This window comes from Arhodomonas sp. KWT2, assembly GCF_041949875.1.
In the GTDB taxonomy this organism is placed as follows: Bacteria; Pseudomonadota; Gammaproteobacteria; order Nitrococcales; family Nitrococcaceae; genus Arhodomonas; species Arhodomonas aquaeolei.
Map to the genome: position 1 here is coordinate 22,574 of NZ_JBHFPQ010000038.1, position 17,668 is coordinate 40,241.

Consider the following 17,668-nt stretch of genomic DNA (forward strand, 5'->3'; position numbering starts at 1 on the left):
GGGTAAAGGCACCGGCGCGGCGGCGCGCCGCCCCCGGCATGGCGGCGGTCATGCTGGCGACAGTGCTGCCAGTGCTGTCTGCGGCACCCGCTGACGGACAGCGGAACCTGTCCATGGGCGACCAGCCGGTCAGCCGGACATATCCGCATTCGCCCCGGATCGAGCAGGTCATCGACCTCGACCACTTCGGCCGGTACGCCTTCGAGGCCACCGGTGAACAGCCCGTCGGGATACGCCTGGTCGACCGAATGGCCGGCCCCGGTCCCGCCCGGACCGGACGGGCCGACCGCTTCCTCGACCGCGGCACCGTCAAGGCCGTCCTGAACGGGGCGGAAAACGGCACCGGCGAGATCAGGCTCACCGTCCACCCCTTCCACGAGCAGAACGGTGCGGACCTGCCGCGGCTGCCGGAACGCCGCCTGGTGGAGACCCGGCTGCGGGACTACCAGCGCCGTTCCTACTGGATCAAGGTCGCGGAGCCGCGCACCATCAACGTGGAGGCGGGCGGCCGCTACCTGGCGGACCTCAGGCTGTGGCGCGAAGGCCGCTGGCTGGTGGCGGCCGAGCCGACAGCGGCGGTACGCGAGCCCGTTACGGGGCAGCCGCTGGAGGTGCGCCGCATCCACACGCGCCTGACCCCGGGGCTGTACCGGCTGACGGCATACGGCGGGCCCGGCAACCCGTGGTCCACCAATGCCGACGCCGAGCCGCTTTACCTGCGCATGGGCATCCCTGAGCTGCCCGCCGGCGCCTGGTCGACACGGCAAGCCAGCCCCTTCGGCATCGATCGCTACCGCCTGCATACGGACGCCAACGTCTTCCAGCTCGAGCTGCCGGAGGCCCGGCCCGCCAGCCTGCGGGTGAGTGCCTACGACGACGCCCGCTCGCCGTATGAGCCCGGACCCGGCACCGGCGGACGGATCGACACAGACAGCCGGAACCCGGAGACCACGGTGCGCACCGGCGATGCTGGCCCGGGCCGTTCACGGGATGTGCTGGTGATGGTGGAGCGCGCCCCCGGCACCGAGTACCACCTCGCCTACCTGCGCAACGCGCCGCGCTATGCCATCCCCCGGGACACCGACAGCGCCTGGGTAGGCACGCTGGCGCTCGGCGACCCGCGGGACGCCGTAGACGCCACCGCGGTCATCGTCCACGACCCGCCGGGCGGCCGGCCGGAGGTCAAGGCGGCACGGGCGGTCGAGCTGTCCTCCAGGAAGGCGTGGCGCCGCCGGTTCAACCTGCTGGACACCGTAGACCTCCTCGTGGAGATCGAGGAGGACGGCACCTACGTCGCGACGATCGACGAGGATTCCAAGGCCAGCGTGGAGCTGCGGGTCGAGCCCCTCGACCGCACCGCCGCCCGCAACTTCCGCAGCCGCTGGGACGTCGCCTCCGAGGCGCGCTGGGACCTGGTCAAGGGCTTCTACCGCATCTCCATGCGCCCGCGCCACGGCGACGCCGGCATCGCCGAGGTCTCGCTCCACCACACCGCCGCTCCGCCGGACAGCCTCGGCGCCCCCGAGCTGGTGCCGCGACAGGCGAGCGCCGTGTTCGAGGGCATCGCCCTGAGCCGCCACGACCACGTCCTGGCCAACCGCTACAATTACGGCCGCTCCGGCCTCACGGTGCGGCCCTGGCCGCTCACGCTGGAGAGTCCCCTGCCGGTGACCCAGTCCGCCGGCCGCACGCGGCGCTTCCGGGTGGCCGACGGCCGCGGCCGGACGCTCATCGCCGAGACACCCGCCGGCGAGCGCCTGCCCCTGTCCACCACGGAGAACGGCCCCGGGAAGCCGTCCCTGACGGTGAACGGCCGGACAACGGCCTACATCACCAACGATGGCGCGGAGCCGGTGCGTTACCTACTGCGCTGGGCCCCGGGACCCGAGCTCCCGCCGCCGCCGCTGAAACCGGTCAGCGGCGCCGCGGTGGCGCGCCAGTTGCCGGACTTCCCGGCCCTGGCGCCCGGCCGGACGGCGCGGCTCACCCTCGATCGCCGGCAGCAGGCCATCTACCGGCTGGCCGTGGATACCCCGGCCCTGTACCGGCTGGAGACCACCGGACTCCTCGCCACCGCCGGCGAGCTCCGGACCCGCACGGTCACGCGGCTCGCCGCCGGCCGCGAGAACGGCATCGGCCGCAACTTCCTCATTCAGCGCTATCTCGGCAGCGGCGACTACCAGCTCACCGTGAACGCCACTGGCCGCAGTGCCGGGGCCCTGGGCGTGTCCCTGGAACGCGCCCCGCTGCGCGACGCCGGCGCGATCCCGCTGACCGGGGCCGTGCGCACCACCGTGGCGCCGGGCGAAGCGGTGCGCTACCGCCTCGACGTCCCGGAAACCGGCCAGTACCGCATTCGCGCCCGCGGGCTGAAACGCCCCTTCGCCGTCCAGCTCGCCGGCCCGGACGGCTGGCCCGTGATCCGGCCCGGCCGGCAGACCCCACTGTCGCTCACCCTTCACCCGGGCCAGCACACCCTCACCGTGCTGCCCCAGAGCGTACCCTCCCGCGCCGTGGTCACCGTCGAGCGCACGGACCGGCCGGCACCGCCGCTGACCGGACACGGCCCGCACCCGCTACCCCTGAACCGGCCCCGGGAACACACGTGGATGGAGCCGGCGGACGAGGCCGCGCCGCGGACGCCGGACCGGTGGCGGTTCGACCTCGCGGCAGCCATGCACGTCCGCCTGGATCTACCCGCAGAGATGGACGCCGCCCTCCTCCGCCGCGGCGATGACGGCGACTGGTGGCCGGCGCAGGCCGACATCAACGGGTCCCGGGAGGGCTGGCTGGCGCTCGACGCCGGTGCCTACCGGCTGGAGGTACGCAGCCGCCGCCCGGACAACCGTCTCGACTACCGCGTGCGCCTCGCCACGCAGGAGCTGCCCCTGGGCCAGCAGCGCGACATCGGCGTGCCCGGCACAGTCCCGTTCGTCCTCGGCGGCGACCGCCTCGTGAAGATCGGCTCCCTCGGCGAGGGCGACGTGGCCGCCACCCTGCTGGACGCAGACGGCAACAGAATCGCCTTCGGCGACGACCGCCCCGACGACTGGAACTTCCTGATAAGCCGCCAGCTCCCCGCCGGCCGCTACGCGCTGGCCGTCACCGCCCCCGGCGACGCCAACCGGACGACGGTGACCCTGGATGCCCCCCGCGAGGTCACGGAAGACGCCCGCACCCCCGACACGGACCTCACCGTCGCCGACGGCGACGTTCACGTCTACCCGCTCGACCTGCCCGGGCCGGACGCGGCGCCACGCCACGGCCTGCCGCTGGTGTTCGCAAGCCGGTCCGGCGCCACCCACGGCGTCGCGCTGGAACGCCGGGAAGACGATACGTGGCGGACCGTCGCCACGCGCACCGGCAGGACGGTCCGTGGCGGCGCCGTGCTCACCGCGGGCGACCTCGACCACGATTACCGCCTCCGGGTATGGACCCTGGAGACAGCGGCGGCGGGTGTCGACGTGGCCCTGCGCCTGGACGCACGGGACAGCGACGCCCCGGATGGCAGCGACCCGCGCGACTGGCGGCTCACGCCGCTGGACGGCACCAACGCGGCGCTGGGGCTAGCGCTCGCGGCACATCCGGGGCCGTTACACACCGCGGAGCGCCGGGACGGTCTCCTGTGGGCCGGCCCTGGTGGTACCTTCCGGGAGGTCCGGGAGGGCTGGATCCCGGCCCGGGATCGTCCGGTATGGCTGCTGGCGCCGCCGGGCGCCGGAACCCTCGACGCCGAACCGGTATCGCTGGTGCCGGCGACAGTGCGGACCATCCCCGCCTCCTCGGACACCTCCCTGCCGCTGCCCGTCGGCACGGCCGGGGCGGAACGGCTCAGGATCTGGACCGCCGTGAGCGCGGCGCACACGCCGGAGCTGCGGGCGTATTCACCCGGTCGCACCGTCGCCGCCACCGCGAGTGGCCGCAGCGCCCTGACCGTGGCGCTCCCCGGCGCGACACCCGGCGACCGCGGGCTGGCCCTGCGCCTGGCGGACGGCAGAGGCGACGCCCCCGTGACCGTCAGCGCGCACGCCCTCGCCACCGGCGATCCGGCCACTGTGACGCCGGGCAGCACCCAGCTCACGCTGCCGGCCGGCACGGCGGTGAAGGTGACCGGCCCCGCCGGTGCCGCCGACATCGCGCTCACCGCGCCCGCCGGTATCGCCGGCATCCTTGCCCGCGACGGGGCCATCGAGCGGCTCCTGTGGACCGGTGACAACGCCGGCACGCGCCACACCCGGAGCAACGTCGGCACAATCTGGCTGGCCAATCCCGGCGACGAGGCCGAAACGGTCGCACTCCGCTGGGCGTCCGCGGCCGGCGACCGGCAGCTGGCCCCGGGCGACTACCTGCGCCTGGGCCCCACCTTCAGCGGCACCCTGTCTCTGCCGGTCACGCTACTGGCGGGCGCCGAAGGCCGGGTTCAGGTGCACGGCGCGGTGCGCGGCGCCCGCTTCGTCCGCGACGACGGCCGCACCGGCCCCGCCGTCGACGGCCCGGGCAGCGTCACGGTCGCCGGCCCGGGCACGCTACAGGTGACCCACGCGGATGCGCCGTTCGGGGTCTGGCTGACCGCCCCCGACGGCAGCCTGACGGGCTGGCGGCACACCGAACGGCTGGCGCCGCGGGCGCCGTCGCTGCTGAGCCTGCGCGCCAGCCGCCCGACACTGCTCGCCCTGGAACGGCCGGATGGCCGTACCCGCCTGCACTGGCTCGACACGACGGCCGGCATCGACGCCCTGCTCCCGGCCGGCGAAACGCGACTGCGCGCCATGGGCACCGCGCCGGAGCGGTGGCTGACCACTCCCACGCCGATGCCCGCCGGGCTGGGAGCGCCCGTGCGGCTGGGCCCCGGGGAGAGCCGGGCCTTCACCTTCGAGCTCCGGCAGCCACGCACCGTGGGGCTCGGTCTCAAGACCGACCGTGAGTCGATCCGCGGCACCCTGGTCGACGCCCGGGGCCGGCAGCTCGGCGACGGCATCGCGCAAATGCACCGGCTCGGGCCCGGGCGCTACTACCTGATCGCCCATCTGCCCCGGGACGAATCCCCGGCACTGGTGCGCTCGGCGCTGGTGGGCACGCAGCTGCCCGACGACGGCCCACCGGAACGGGTCAGGGAACGCTACAGACAACTGGCAGGCAAGGAATGAGCACTACGGCGAACCGACGTTGGCGCGACCGGCTGTTTCTGGCACTGGCCGCGCTGCTGATCTGCCAGGCGCTGGCCCCGGCCGCGGCCGCACCACCCGCCAGACCCGACGGCGCCGTGATCGTGCCCGGGGACTTCCTGCGCCGCTGGGACCCGGTCACCCTGTTCTTCGACGCCGCCCGCGGGCCGGAGGACGGCGGCCCGGAGGCCCACCCGGGCGAGTACGTCACCGTCTCCCCGGCGCACCCGGGAGCCTACACCTGGCTGGACGCACACACCCTCCAGTTCCGCCCCGCGGAGCCCTGGCCCGCCCTCTCGGCGTTCACCTGGCGCTTCGAGGGCGACAGCCACCGCCTGGCGACGCTCATGGCCCCGGCCATCGAGACCCGGCCCACGGATGGCAGCGACGACCTTGCGCCGGTGGATACCCTGTCGCTGCGCTTCCGCGATCCGGTGGACATCGACGCCCTGGAGCAGATGGTCTCCATCGAGGTGCGAGCCCTGCCGGGTATCGAGCCGGAGCCGCTGCGCACGCTGGGCGCGGACGACTTCACCATCAAACGCACCGAACGGGCCGGGCGCGACGCGCCGGTGGACTACGTGCTGCGCCTCCGCGAACCCATCCCCGCCGGGCGCAAGGCGCTGGTGCGGCTGCGCCTGTCCCTGGACGACCGCCCCGACCAGGCGATGCAGACCGTCACCTTCTCCACCCGCCAGTCGTTCCGCCCGGCGAGCCTCGGCTGCGCCGGCCAGCAGCGGGCGGCCACCGCCGGCGGGGTGACCTACGCCGCCTCCGATCCGCTGGTCTGCGCCCCCGGCAACCGGACCATCGAGATCGGCTTCACCGCGGAACCCCGGGACGTGGGCCCCGTGCTGGGACGCAACCTCGTGCGCTTCGAACCCGCGGTGGACAACCTGGAGTACCACCTCGCCGGCCGGCAGCTGCGCATCACCGGCGACTTCGCCGCCGACACGCGCTACCGCCTGAGCCTGCTCCCCGGCGATCTCCGGGACACCCACGGACGGCCGCTGCAGGCCACCGGCGTGAACAGCCTGTACCTGGCGTTCCCGGCCCGCGAGGACTTTCTGCGCGTCAACCGTGGCGAGGGACGCGCGGTCATGGAGCGCCAGGGGCCGCGGATGCTGCCCCTGCGCGGCCGCGGCGACACCCGCGTCGACCTGCGCATCCACGCCATCGACCCGCTGGACCTGCAGTTCTGGCCCTACAGCGACCGCCCGGTCAGCGTCGACGACGACGCCATGCCCCCCGGCCCGGGCGAGGCGCCGGCCCGGGGCCCGCGCCTGCGGGGCAACGACGTCGCCGCGCAGATCGCGACCCTGGGCTCGCCCAGCATCTCCGAGATCGTCGACCTGCCTCTCGAGCACGGCGACCCGGCCGCCCGCTTCGGCCTCGACCTCCAGCCCCGGCTGCGCCGTCTCGCCGGCGAGACGGGTCCGGGCACCTACCTGGTGGGCGTCCGGCGGCTGGGTGCGGGCAGCGAGCGCCAGTGGGTGCGCGTCCAGGTCACCGACCTCTCGCTCACGGTGGTGGAGGCCGAGGACCGCGTGCACTTCGTGGTCACCTCGCTGGACTCCGGCAAGCCCGTGCCCGGCGCCCGGGTTCGCGTGCAGACCCGCGCCCGCGGCGACGACCGGCTGCTGGACACGGTGGTGGACGGCCGCACCGACGGGGACGGCGCCCTCGACTGGTCTCCCCGCCCGAGCCGGCTGTACGGCCCGCCACAGCGGCTGATCGTCTCCAACGGCGACGATACCCTGGTCATCGACCCCCGTGCCGATCCGCCGAAGCGCTATTTCGACAACCACTTCGGCACCGACCGGAACTGGCTGTCCTGGACCGGCCACGCCAGTCGTCGCCGGCCCGAGCCCCAGTGGCGCTGCCACCTGTTCACCGAACGCCCCGTTTACCGCCCGGACGAACCCGTTCACATCAAGGGCTTCATGCGCCGGGTGCACCGCGGCCGGATCGAGAACCGGGATGCGGCGGTAACGCTGGTGGTCACCGGGCCCGACGGCAGCGAATGGCGCTACCACCCCGGGCGCACGCCGGCCGGCGGCTTCTATCACCGCTTCAACGAGAAGACCGAGGCCACCGGGGCATACCGCATCGCCGCCGAGCTCCAGCCCCCCGGCGAGCGGGCGCGGCGCTGCGCCGAGGTCACGGTGCGCAAGGAGGCCTACCGGATTCCGCGCTTCGAGGTGCGTGCCAGCGCCCCCGGCAAAGCCCCGCTGGACCGGCCGTTCAAAGTCGACCTCGTTGCCGAGTACTACGCTGGCGGTGTCGCCCGCCAGCGCCCGGTGCACTGGCGGGTCACGCAGTTCCCCTACCGCTGGACGCCCGCGGAGCGGGAGGGCTTCGTCTACTCCACCGACGCGCGCTTCTCGGGCATCGGCGAGTTCCGGTCCCGGCCCACGCTGACGCGGGAAGGCACCACCGACGACAAGGGCTTCGCCAGCATCCAGGTGGACCCGGCGCTGGAGCCGAGTGCCCAGCCGCGGCGCTACGTCGTCGAGGCCACCGTGGTGGGCGCCGACGACCAGACCGTGACCGACACCGCCGACGTCCTGGCCCTGCCCCCCTTCGCCCTGGGCCTGAAGGCACCGCGCTATCTGGAGGACGCCGAGCGCCTGAAGGGCGCCTTCCTGGTCGCGGGAGCGGACGGCGACCTGCTCGCCGGCAGGGACGTCACGCTGCGGCTGATCAAGCGCCGCTGGGCGGCGCACCTGCAGGCCAGCGACTTCACCAGCGGCGAGCCCGAATACGAGACCGAGGTCATCGACGAGACCCTGCTGGAACGCACGTTCACCAGCGGCGAGGCACCGACGGACTTCGACCTGCCGCTCGACGACACCGGCGTCTACATCGTGGAGCTCTCCGCCCGGGACACCCTCGGGCGGCTGCAGACGGTCCGTCTCGATCTCTTCAACGACGGCAGCGAGCGCGCTACCTGGCCACAGGCCCCGTCGGAGACGTTCACGGTACGCACGGCCAGCGACAGCTACGCCCCCGGCGAGACCGCCACCCTGGTGCTGGAGAGCCCGTTCGCCGAGGCCCGCGCACTCGCCGTCGTCGAGCTGCCCGACGGCCGCAACCGCTACGACTGGGTGCCCGTCCACAACGGCAAGGGCACCTACGAGCTGCCCATTCAGCGGACCTTCATGCCCGGCATCCCGGTCCACTTCGTGCTCATGCGCGGCCGTCTCGACGGCGCGCCGCGGTTCGACCGGGCGGGCCTGGATCTCGGCAAACCGGTCATGATGGCGGCGACCACCCGGGTGGACGTCTCCACCGCCGACCACCGCATCGACGTGGCACTGGATCATCCCGACAACGCCCGGCCGGGGGACACCGTAGAGATGACCGTCAGGCTCACGGACCGCGACGGCGACCCGGTCTCCGGCGAGGTGACCCTGTGGCTCGTGGACCAGGCCGTGCTGGCCCTGGGCGAGGAGCAGCCCCTGGACCCCCTCCCCGCGTTCATCCGCGAACGACCGGTGCGCACCGCCATCCGCGACACCCGCAACCGGGTGGTCGGCTACCTGCCCTTCCGCGAGACGCCCGGCGGCGGCGAGGCGGGCCGGGAGGCCGCGAGCGCGCGCAAGCTGCTGGACCGGGTCAGCCTCCGCAAGGACTTCCGCAGCGTGCCCTACTTCGAGCCCACGCTGCGGGTGGGCAAGGGCGGCACGGCGACGGTGCGCATCGAGCTGCCGGACAACCTCACCAACTTCATGGTGCGCGCCGAGGCCGTCGGCGACGGCGACCGTTTCGGCCACGGCACTGGCCGGATCTCCGTGCGTCTGCCCGTTATCGTCCAGCCGGCACTTCCGCGTTTCGTGCGCTACGGTGACCGCTTCGCCCTGTCCGCCGTTGCCCGCATCGTCGAGGGCGAGGCCGGCGAGGGACGTGCCGCGCTCGACGTGGACGGCCTGCGCCTGGACGGCCCCGCGTCGCAGACCTTTACCTGGCCGGACACCGGCACCCGGCGACTGAGCTACGACGTCGCCGTACCCCTGCCTGAGCGCTGGCCGGACGACCCCGGCGACGTGCCCGGCGCGCACGTCACCCTCGGCGTGGAACGGGCGGCCGACGGCGTCGGCGACGGCTTCCAGGTGGACCTGCCCGTCCGCCCGGACCGGCGCCCCCTGACCGTTCGCCAGACCGGCGAGCTCGGCGGCGGGGCCGCCTTCGACGTCCCGGCACTCGGGACCCCGGTCCGCCCGGGCAGCCTGCGCCGCACGCTGGTACTCGCCGACCGGCCCGGGCTGGTGCGCATGGCCGCGGGGCTCGATTACCTGCTTGCCTACCCCCATGCCTGCACCGAGCAGCGGATCAGCCGCGCCCGCGGCCTGCTGGCGGCGAACGAGCTGCTAGGCCTGCTGCGCCCGGACACCGCGACCACACTGATCGACCGGCACGTGCGCAATACCCTGGCCTACCTGGACGAGGTGGTCCGCGAGGACGGCTACGTCACCTTCTGGCCCGGCAGCGGTGACGGCCAGGTGGGCCTCACCGCGTGGACCTACCTGTTCCTGCTGGAGGCGGACGATGCCGGCTACCGCGTGGAACCGGCCCTGCGCGAGCGCGTGCGCAGCGCCCTGCGACGCGCCCTGCGCGGGGACTACAGCCACTTCCTCGACAGCTACACCGAGCGCTCGATGGCGCTGACCGCCCTCGCCCGGGGCGGCGACCTGGACGCCGGCTACGCCGCCGAGCTGGCGCGGCGCACCCAGTTCCTGCCCCAGGAGGCGCTCGCCCACGTCACCCGGGCGCTGGCCGGCGAACAGGATCCGAGCCCGGCGGTGCTGAAGCGCCTGGAGGAGACCCTGTGGGACGGGCTGATCTTCAAGCTGCGTCACGGCAACACCGTCTACGCCGGGCTCAAGGACCGCCAGACCCAGGACTCGCCGCTGATCCTGCCCTCGGAGACGCGCACCGTCGCGCAGACCCTGCGTGCCGCCAGCGCCGTGCCCGGCAGCGGCGAGCGCGAGCGGATCCTGGCCGATGCCCTGGTCACCCTGGGACGGGACGACGGCTGGGGCACTACCAACGCCAATGCCGAGGCCATCCTCGCCCTGAACGACTTCCTCCTCGCCGGGGAATCGGCGACCCGGCCGGTCACGGTCTCCGCGCAGTGGGATAACACCAGCAGGACGATCCGCGTGGGCGGCAACCGCCCCGTCACTGCGACGCCGCTGCCCTCGCCCGGACAAGTGAGCCTGAGCGCCCCCGCGCTGGGTGACGGGCGCAGCCTGGCCGTGATGGCGCAGAGCCGGTACGTGCCCCTCCAACGCGGCGACCGGGTGGCCGCGCAGAGCCACGGCTTCGTGGTGGAGCGCAGCCTCGTACGGGTGGGCGGCGACGACACCGCCGACCGACGGGTCGCACTGGACACCGCCGGGACGGCCGTCGACTTCACCGTGGGCGACGTCGTGGAAGACCGACTCACGCTGGTCAACCCGGAGGAGCGTCACCACGTGGCGGTGGTCGTCCCCCTCGCCGCGGGCATGGAACCGCTGAACCCCGAGCTGGACACCGCCCCGCCGGAGGCCACGCCCGGCCGGCCACTGACACTGGCGCCGGCCCACGTGGCGCGCCTGGACGACCGCGTGGCGTTCTACTACGAGACCCTGCCCAAGGGCACCTACGAGTTCGCCTTCCGGCTCCGGCCCCAGGTCCCGGGACAGTTCGTCCAGCCCGCCGCCTACGCGGAGATGATGTACCAGGAGGAGGTGCGGGGACACGGTAACGGCGCGCTGATCCGTATCCGGCGGCCCGACGGCGGATAGCACGCCGTGAGAACGACGGCACGGGCATTGGCGGGACGCTCCGGCCGGGCATTCGCGCACCGGCGGGTCCTGTACACGGTGCTACTGCTCGCCGTCGTGGTGCTGCTTGGCGGCGTCCTGCACACGGCTTGGAAGCGCTCCGCGCTGAAGGCCCCCGCCGCCAGCCACCTGGTAACCGACCGGTACGGACACTACCTCGCGGAGGTCGGCGGCCCGGAGCCCGGCCGCTACGGCTACTGGCCGCTCGCGGACGTCCCGCCGCGCATCGCCGCGGCCACCGTCGCCCTGGAGGATCGGCGTTTCCGCTACCACCCCGGAGTGGACCCGGTCGCTGTCGCCCGTGCCCTGTGGCAGAACCTGCGCAGCGGGCGCGTCGTCTCCGGCGCCTCCACCATCGCCATGCAGGTCGCGCGGATGCAGAATCCCGCCCCGCGGACACTCCCGAACAAGGCAATGGAGGCCGTCACCGCGGTGTTCATGACCCTGCGCCACGGCCGGGACGCGGTGCTCCGGCAGTATCTCCGGCTGGTGCCCTTCGGCAATGGCAGTCACGGCATCGCCCACGCCGCGCGCGTCTACCTGGACAAGCCGGCCGCGGACCTCAGCTGGGCGGAGATCGCCTTCCTCTCGGGTATCCCCCACGCACCGGAACGCCTCGACCCGCTCACCCACGACGGCCGCCGCCGCGCAGCGGCCCGGGGCCGGCGCATCCTCGACGCCCTGGCGGAGATGGGCGTGATCGATGCCGGCCAGCTCGACCTCGCCCGGCGCCAGATCGGCGCCCTCCACGTACACCGACGGCCGCCACGACCAGCCATGGCGATGCACGCCATCATGGCGCTGGCGGACCGGATCGCGCCGCTGCCGGAGACATCCTCGCGCACGATCGCCGCGACGCTCGACCTGAACGCCCAGCGGATGGCGAACCGTCACCTCCACCGCTGGCTGTCCCGCCTGGCACCCCGGGGCGTGCAGCACGCCGCCATCCTCGTCGTCGACCGCGACGACATGGCGGTGCGGGCGCTGGTGGGCTCCGCCGGCTTCTTCGACGAGGACGCCGGGGCCCTCGACTACACCGCGGTCCGGCGCTCGCCGGGCTCGGTACTCAAGCCCTTCGTCTACGCCCTGGCCCTGGACCGGGGCGTCATCCGCCCGGACACGGTGCTCTGGGACCGGCGCGGCCTGTCCGCCGGCATCGACAATTCGGACCGGACCTACCTCGGCCCCATGCTGCCCCGCCGCGCCCTGGCCAACTCCCGCAACGTCCCGGCCACCAACCTGGTGCGCACCGTCGGGCTGGAGACCACCTACGCCCACCTGGAGCGCCTGGGCCTGCACGCCGACCGCCGGCCGTCGCGGCACTACGGCATCGGCCTCGCCATCGGCACGCTGCCGGTGCGCCTGCGCGACGTCGTCGCCGCCTACGGCGCACTGGCCAACGACGGCCTCTACCGCCCGCTGCGCTGGCACGCGGCGCAGCCCACCGCGCCCGGCAAGCGTGTGCTCGGCGCGGACGCGACACGGCTGGTCACCGCCTTCCTCTCGGACCCGATGGCCCGACTGCCGGTGTTCTCGCGCATGGGCTACCAGGAGTACGACTTCCCCGTCGCCACCAAGACCGGCACCAGCCAGAGCTACGCCGACGCCTGGAACGTCGTCTATACCCGGGACTACATCGTCGGCGTGTGGATGGGGCGCGCCGACGGCGGCCCCATGAAGGGAGTCAGCGGCGCGTCCGGCCCGGCCGGCCTCGCCCACGACGTGCTGACCGGCCTCTACCGGCTGCCGGGCACAGCCGACCGCCCTGAGCCGTTCCCGGCACCCGTGCACTACCGACGCGAGTCGCTGTGCAGTGCCCGCCCGTCGAGGTCCGCCAGCCAGTGTCCCCGTAAGCTGACGGAGTGGGTGCCCACGGCCGCTGGAAACACCACGTCCGCCGACACGGTAACGGCACTGGCCCGAACGACCGCACGGCAGGCGTCGGCGACGTTGCGGATCAGCTCGCCGCCGCCCGGTACCACGGTCATCCGCAACCCGGAGACACCGGACGATCTGAACCGCCTGCGCCTGACGGTGGACGCCGAGCCCCGGGGGATGCAGGTCGTGTGGTACGTGGACGGCCGCCCGCAGGTGGTGCAGCGCGCCGACGAGCCGTTTCTGTGGCCCCTGGACGGCGGCCGCCACGTCTTCCAGGTCCGCCTCCCCTACCGACCGGAGCGCTCGCCGCCGCTGGTGCTCACGGTACGGTGAGCCGCGAGCCGCCGGCGTGGCCCCACGGGCTCGGCGCGCGCCGGCCGGATCTGATCAAATACGCGCAAGACTTGATACGAGCGCCGTCGGAGGGAGCATGAAAGGGGACAGGGACGACGACGCCGAACGCTTCGGGGTGATGGACGCGGTCCTGCCGAAGGACATGGCCAAGCGCGCGGAACGCGCGGGCGCGGAGAAGGCCGAACAGGACGGACTGAGCCTGCTGGCGCTGGCGGCGATGGCGGGTGCCTATATCGCGTTCGGCGCGACGTTTGCGGCCTCGGTGTCCGCCGGTTTCGACGGCGAATTCCCGATCGGGCTCGGTAACATGCTGGGCGGACTGGCCTTTTCCCTCGCCTACGTGCTCGCGATCGTTGGCGGTGCCGAGCTGTTCACCACCAACAACCTCATGGTCATGGCGTGGGCACACGGGCGGCTGCCGACCGGGTGGCTGCTGCGTGCGTGGGGTATCGTGTTCGTCGGCAACTTCATCGGGGCCGCCGCCACCGGTGGCATGCTTATCGTCGCCGGACAGCATGCCGAGTCCGCCGGCGCCGTGGGCACCTCGCTCCTCGAATCCGCGGCCCGGCTGAATGCCCTCGGCTTCGTCGAGGCCCTGTTCCTCGGGATCCTGGGCAACACGCTCCTGTGTCTCGGGGTCTGGCTGACCTACAGCGCACGCTCGACCACGGACCGGATCCTGGCCCTGATCCCGCCGGTCGCGGCCTTCTATGCGCTCGGCCTGGAACACGCCGTGGCGGTGATGTTCTACCTGCCCTGCGCCGCCTTCATCGGTGTCCTCGCCGAGCCCGGCTTCTGGACCATGGTGCCGCAGGCGCCGCCCGCGATCACGCCCGGCGGGTTCCTCCGGGTGCTGCTCCCGGTGACACTGGGCAACGTCATGGGAGGCGGCGTGCTCGTCGCGCTGGCCTACTGGTTCGTCTACCTGCGGCCCGGCCGGGTCTGAGCGCCACCACCTTCCCGCAGCACCGGGGATCCACCGCCGCGAGGCGGATGACAAGCGGCAGCGGGGCACCGTGGGGCCGGTATGGCGCCCGAAGCACCGGCCCCCGGCCTCCCCGTGCCATCGATCATGCCGCACCGGCGCGACGATGGCTGCCGGACCGGGGGTCAGCCAGGCGGAAGCCTTCCGGCACCATCGTCGCCGGCGCCCGCACCAGACTCAGTGAACGCGGAGCACAATCGCTCGGCAGTACGTCGGATCCTCGGCGGACTCCCCGGGCGTCGGGACATACGGACCGACAGTCTCGATCTCCGTGCAGGTACCGGCTTCAACAAGCTTTTCGATCCGGTCGCGGAACCCGTCGCGCTCGAACATCGCCTCGTTCACCGTGAACACGATCACGCCGTTGGGCCGGACCACCCGAACGAGGTCGTCGAGGCCCTCGGGACCCACGTGGCCCCGGGTGAACACGCCCATGCAGACAGCCGCCCCGAAACCGTCATCCGCGAACGGGATGTCCTCGCCGAGAAACGCCTTGCGCAGCACCGCATAGGCCTCCTTCCTGCCGGCAACCTCCAGCATGTCGTCCGAGGCGTCGAGGCCCTCCACATGGGAGTAGCCGAGTTGCCGCAGCCACGGGCCGATCATGCCGGTCCCGCAGCCGGCATCAAGGAGCGGGGTGTCGCCCGACGCGACATAGCGCGTGATCAACGGGAGGCAGACCACCGGGTGCGAATAGCCCGCGCCCGTCAGATCGTCCTCGTAGGTCTCGGCCCAATCGCGATAAATGGCCGCAAGCTCTTCCCGGGAACCACTCCCGTACACCCTGGAAAGTCGTTGGTCTATTGCATCGTTCGCCATGCATTACTCCTTGATTGGCCAGGCCCGGTACATCGTCCACCGCCGGACTACCGATGTCCGGAAGGTCATCCCCTCAATCCCGCGGTCGTCAGGGGCCCCAGCCGACACGGCCGGCCCACGGACTGGCGGCAGAGGCCTGCGTGCCTGCCCGTGTCATACCGGGATCGCGTGTCAGCGTGCCCCATGACGGTGGCCGTTGGCGGTCACCTGGTCCGTCACGTTGCATCAACCGGCGCAAGAGTGGCCGACTCCGTGTGTTAGCGTATTGCGAGACTCGCCTTCTTCTTGAGGAAATCCGCCATGGATACGGCGCCCGCAGCACGAGCGACCGGAAGCGGCATTAATGACCTACGAAATAGCAATCGTGGTAACGAACGATTTCAACGCGATGGGGACCACCGCGTTCATCGATCCACTGCGGGCGGCCAACTATCTCGACAATGAAACGCTCTATCACTGGGATCTTTTCTCCAGTGACGGCGGGCTACTGCGTGCCAGCAATGGAATGATGATCGACACCCGTCCCATTCCGGACATTGATGAGAAGTGCCTCGATCTCGCCGTCATATCATCGAGCTGGACACCGGAGCAGCATTACGACGACGCCACGCTGATAAAAAGCATAAAACGCTGGGGTCGACGCGGCATTCCGCTGTGCGCAATCGACACCGGCGCATTCATCCTTGCTCACGCGGGACAGCTGAAAAACCATTCGGCAACGACGCATTATGAGCACCTCGATTCCCTCATGGAGGTGAACCCACAGGTTACGGCGAGTGACAATCTATTCGTCATGGACGGGAACATCCTGTCCACGTCCGGCGGAACAGCCTCGATCGACCTGGCTCTTCATATTATCGGCGCGCAGCACGGGTACGCACTCACCAATGCGGCCGCGCGTTATATTTTTCATCAGCGAATTCGCACAACGCACGAGCGCCAGAACCACCCGGCGCACGAGCCCCTCGGGAACACCCCGTCCCAGGGCATCCGCGATGCCATCCTGTTAATGGAGGAAAACCTGGAGACCCCGTTGTCCGTGCCGGATATCGCGGCACGTGTCGGTATATCCCAGCGCCACCTGACCCGGCTGTTCCAGCGCTACACCAGACAGTCCGCGGTGCAGTACTACCGGGACATGCGGCTCGACCGCGGGCGGGCATTCGTGACACAGACCGAAATGAGCGTTATCGAGATCGCAATGGCATGTGGGTTCTCGAGCGTCGAGCACTTCTCGCGCGCCTACCGGAGACGCTTCCGCATCAGCCCCAGGGAGGACCGCGTGGCGGGCCGGGTCCCGTTCCAGTTCCGTGCCCTGCCGCTACAGTCGAGTCGTTGACGGGCTGCGCGTCCCCCTCCCCGCCCCTGTTGCGGGAGGTCCCGGCGCGACCGGGACGGCCCCGGTGAACACACGGACGCAACGCCCGGCGCAGTGCACACACCCGCGTCAGGCGGAGCCGGATAACGCGATTCCACGGGCGAACACGGGAAGGAGTATGGAGAAATGGGGCCCGGAAATCCGGACACCGGAGCCGCGGTAGTAGTCCGCGCAGCACGCGATCAACGCCCGGCATTCCGGCGTCATGTGCCGGAATACCGGGCACGGCCCAGGTTCGCGCGTCAGTCGGCGTAGTGCTCGCGCACGGCCGCCATGGCCGAGCCGCCATCGACCGTTTTCACGCCCTCGAGCCACTCCCCGACGGTGTCGAGGTTGGATGCGATCCACGCCGAGGCGACCTCGGAGGGCTCCCGGTCCTTCTTCGCGTATTCAAGCACCCACTTCGACTGATCGTCCTTGTCAACGACGTACTGGTTGAGGAACTTGACCACCTCGGGGCTCCGGTCGGCCAGTTTCGGATTCACGACGGTAAGGACATCGCTGGTCGCCGGCGCGATCTTCGATTCGCCCACGGCCGCGGGATAGCGGATATCGTAGGTGATGTTCATCCAGTGGGGTTCCCAACCGAGGAAAACGACCCATTCCTTGTTCTCGATCGCGCGCCCAACCTGACTCAGCATGGCGCTGGTGCTGGAGGCGACCAGCTCCCAATCGCCCAGACCGTGGCGATCGTTGTTGATGGCGTCCTGGACATTCGAATTAAAGCCACTTCCGGGCTCAATACCGTAAATTTTATGATCGAATTTCTCGGCATACTTGTCGAGATCCGCCTCGGTTCGCACGCCGGCGTCCCAGACGTATTTCGGGACAGCGATCGCGTTGTGCGCACCCGCAATATTCGTGGTCAGAACCTCGACCGTTCCCTCTTTCTCCGCAGGGCGTATCAGGTTCGTTTCGGCGGGAATCCAGCCGCCCAGATAGATGTCGAGATCATCATTCTTGAGTGCGTTAATGCAGAAAGCGGGACTGGCATTTGTCTGCATCGTGGAATAGCCGATCACCTCGATGAGCTGGGAAGCGACCTCGCTTTTCACGGTAACCCCGGGCCAGGTGGGAACGCCGAAACGGATTTCGGATGAATTCTTGGCTACTGCCACTGAAGAGACCAGGCAAACAGCCAGACACAAATACTGGATACAACAGCGGACGCGATGCATACTTTTCCTCTTTCCGTCTGTGGCGCCCTTCTCTATGAGGGCCCCTATTATCGGTCAGTCAGGACCGGCGTATTGCGACGCCA

At 71.3% G+C, this 17,668-nt stretch carries 7 protein-coding genes; 5 read left to right on the top strand and 2 right to left on the bottom strand.

From position 1 onward, the window contains the following. Window positions 1–113 precede the first annotated feature (113 nt). From ACEZHJ_RS06305 to ACEZHJ_RS06320, 4 genes are all read left to right on the top strand, one after another. Window positions 114–5,147, top strand: coding sequence for a hypothetical protein (locus ACEZHJ_RS06305; RefSeq protein ID WP_163139241.1), 5,034 nt, complete (start codon window positions 114–116; stop codon window positions 5,145–5,147). Continuing rightward, entirely contained in the window at window positions 5,144–10,954 is a 5,811-nt protein-coding gene (locus ACEZHJ_RS06310) for an alpha-2-macroglobulin (RefSeq protein WP_375036343.1), read from the top strand. Before ACEZHJ_RS06305 ends, ACEZHJ_RS06310 begins: the two co-directional genes overlap by 4 nt. 6 nt (window positions 10,955–10,960) lie before the next feature. Beyond that, on the top strand, window positions 10,961–13,204 hold the full coding sequence (locus ACEZHJ_RS06315) for a transglycosylase domain-containing protein (protein ID WP_163139243.1): 2,244 nt from the start codon (window positions 10,961–10,963) through the stop codon (window positions 13,202–13,204). Window positions 13,205–13,301: 97 nt separating this feature from the next. Further along, window positions 13,302–14,171, top strand: a complete 870-nt coding sequence (locus tag ACEZHJ_RS06320) for a formate/nitrite transporter family protein (RefSeq protein WP_018717068.1) — start codon at window positions 13,302–13,304, stop codon at window positions 14,169–14,171. 216 nt (window positions 14,172–14,387) lie between these two features. On the opposite strand, the gene ACEZHJ_RS06325 is transcribed toward ACEZHJ_RS06320, so the two are convergent. Further along, the gene (locus ACEZHJ_RS06325; protein ID WP_018717069.1) at window positions 14,388–15,029 is read right to left on the bottom strand and encodes a class I SAM-dependent methyltransferase; all 642 of its coding nucleotides are present in this window, start codon (window positions 15,027–15,029) and stop codon (window positions 14,388–14,390) included. A 343-nt stretch (window positions 15,030–15,372) separates the two neighbouring features. Between ACEZHJ_RS06325 and ACEZHJ_RS06330 the strand changes: the two genes are divergently transcribed. Next, the gene (locus tag ACEZHJ_RS06330) at window positions 15,373–16,368 is read left to right on the top strand and encodes a GlxA family transcriptional regulator (protein ID WP_163139244.1); all 996 of its coding nucleotides are present in this window, start codon (window positions 15,373–15,375) and stop codon (window positions 16,366–16,368) included. A 281-nt stretch (window positions 16,369–16,649) separates the two neighbouring features. Here ACEZHJ_RS06330 and ACEZHJ_RS06335 read toward each other — a convergent pair whose 3' ends face one another. After that, window positions 16,650–17,525, bottom strand: a complete 876-nt coding sequence (locus ACEZHJ_RS06335; RefSeq protein WP_240466139.1) for an ABC transporter substrate-binding protein — start codon at window positions 17,523–17,525, stop codon at window positions 16,650–16,652. Window positions 17,526–17,668: the final 143 nt, after the last annotated feature.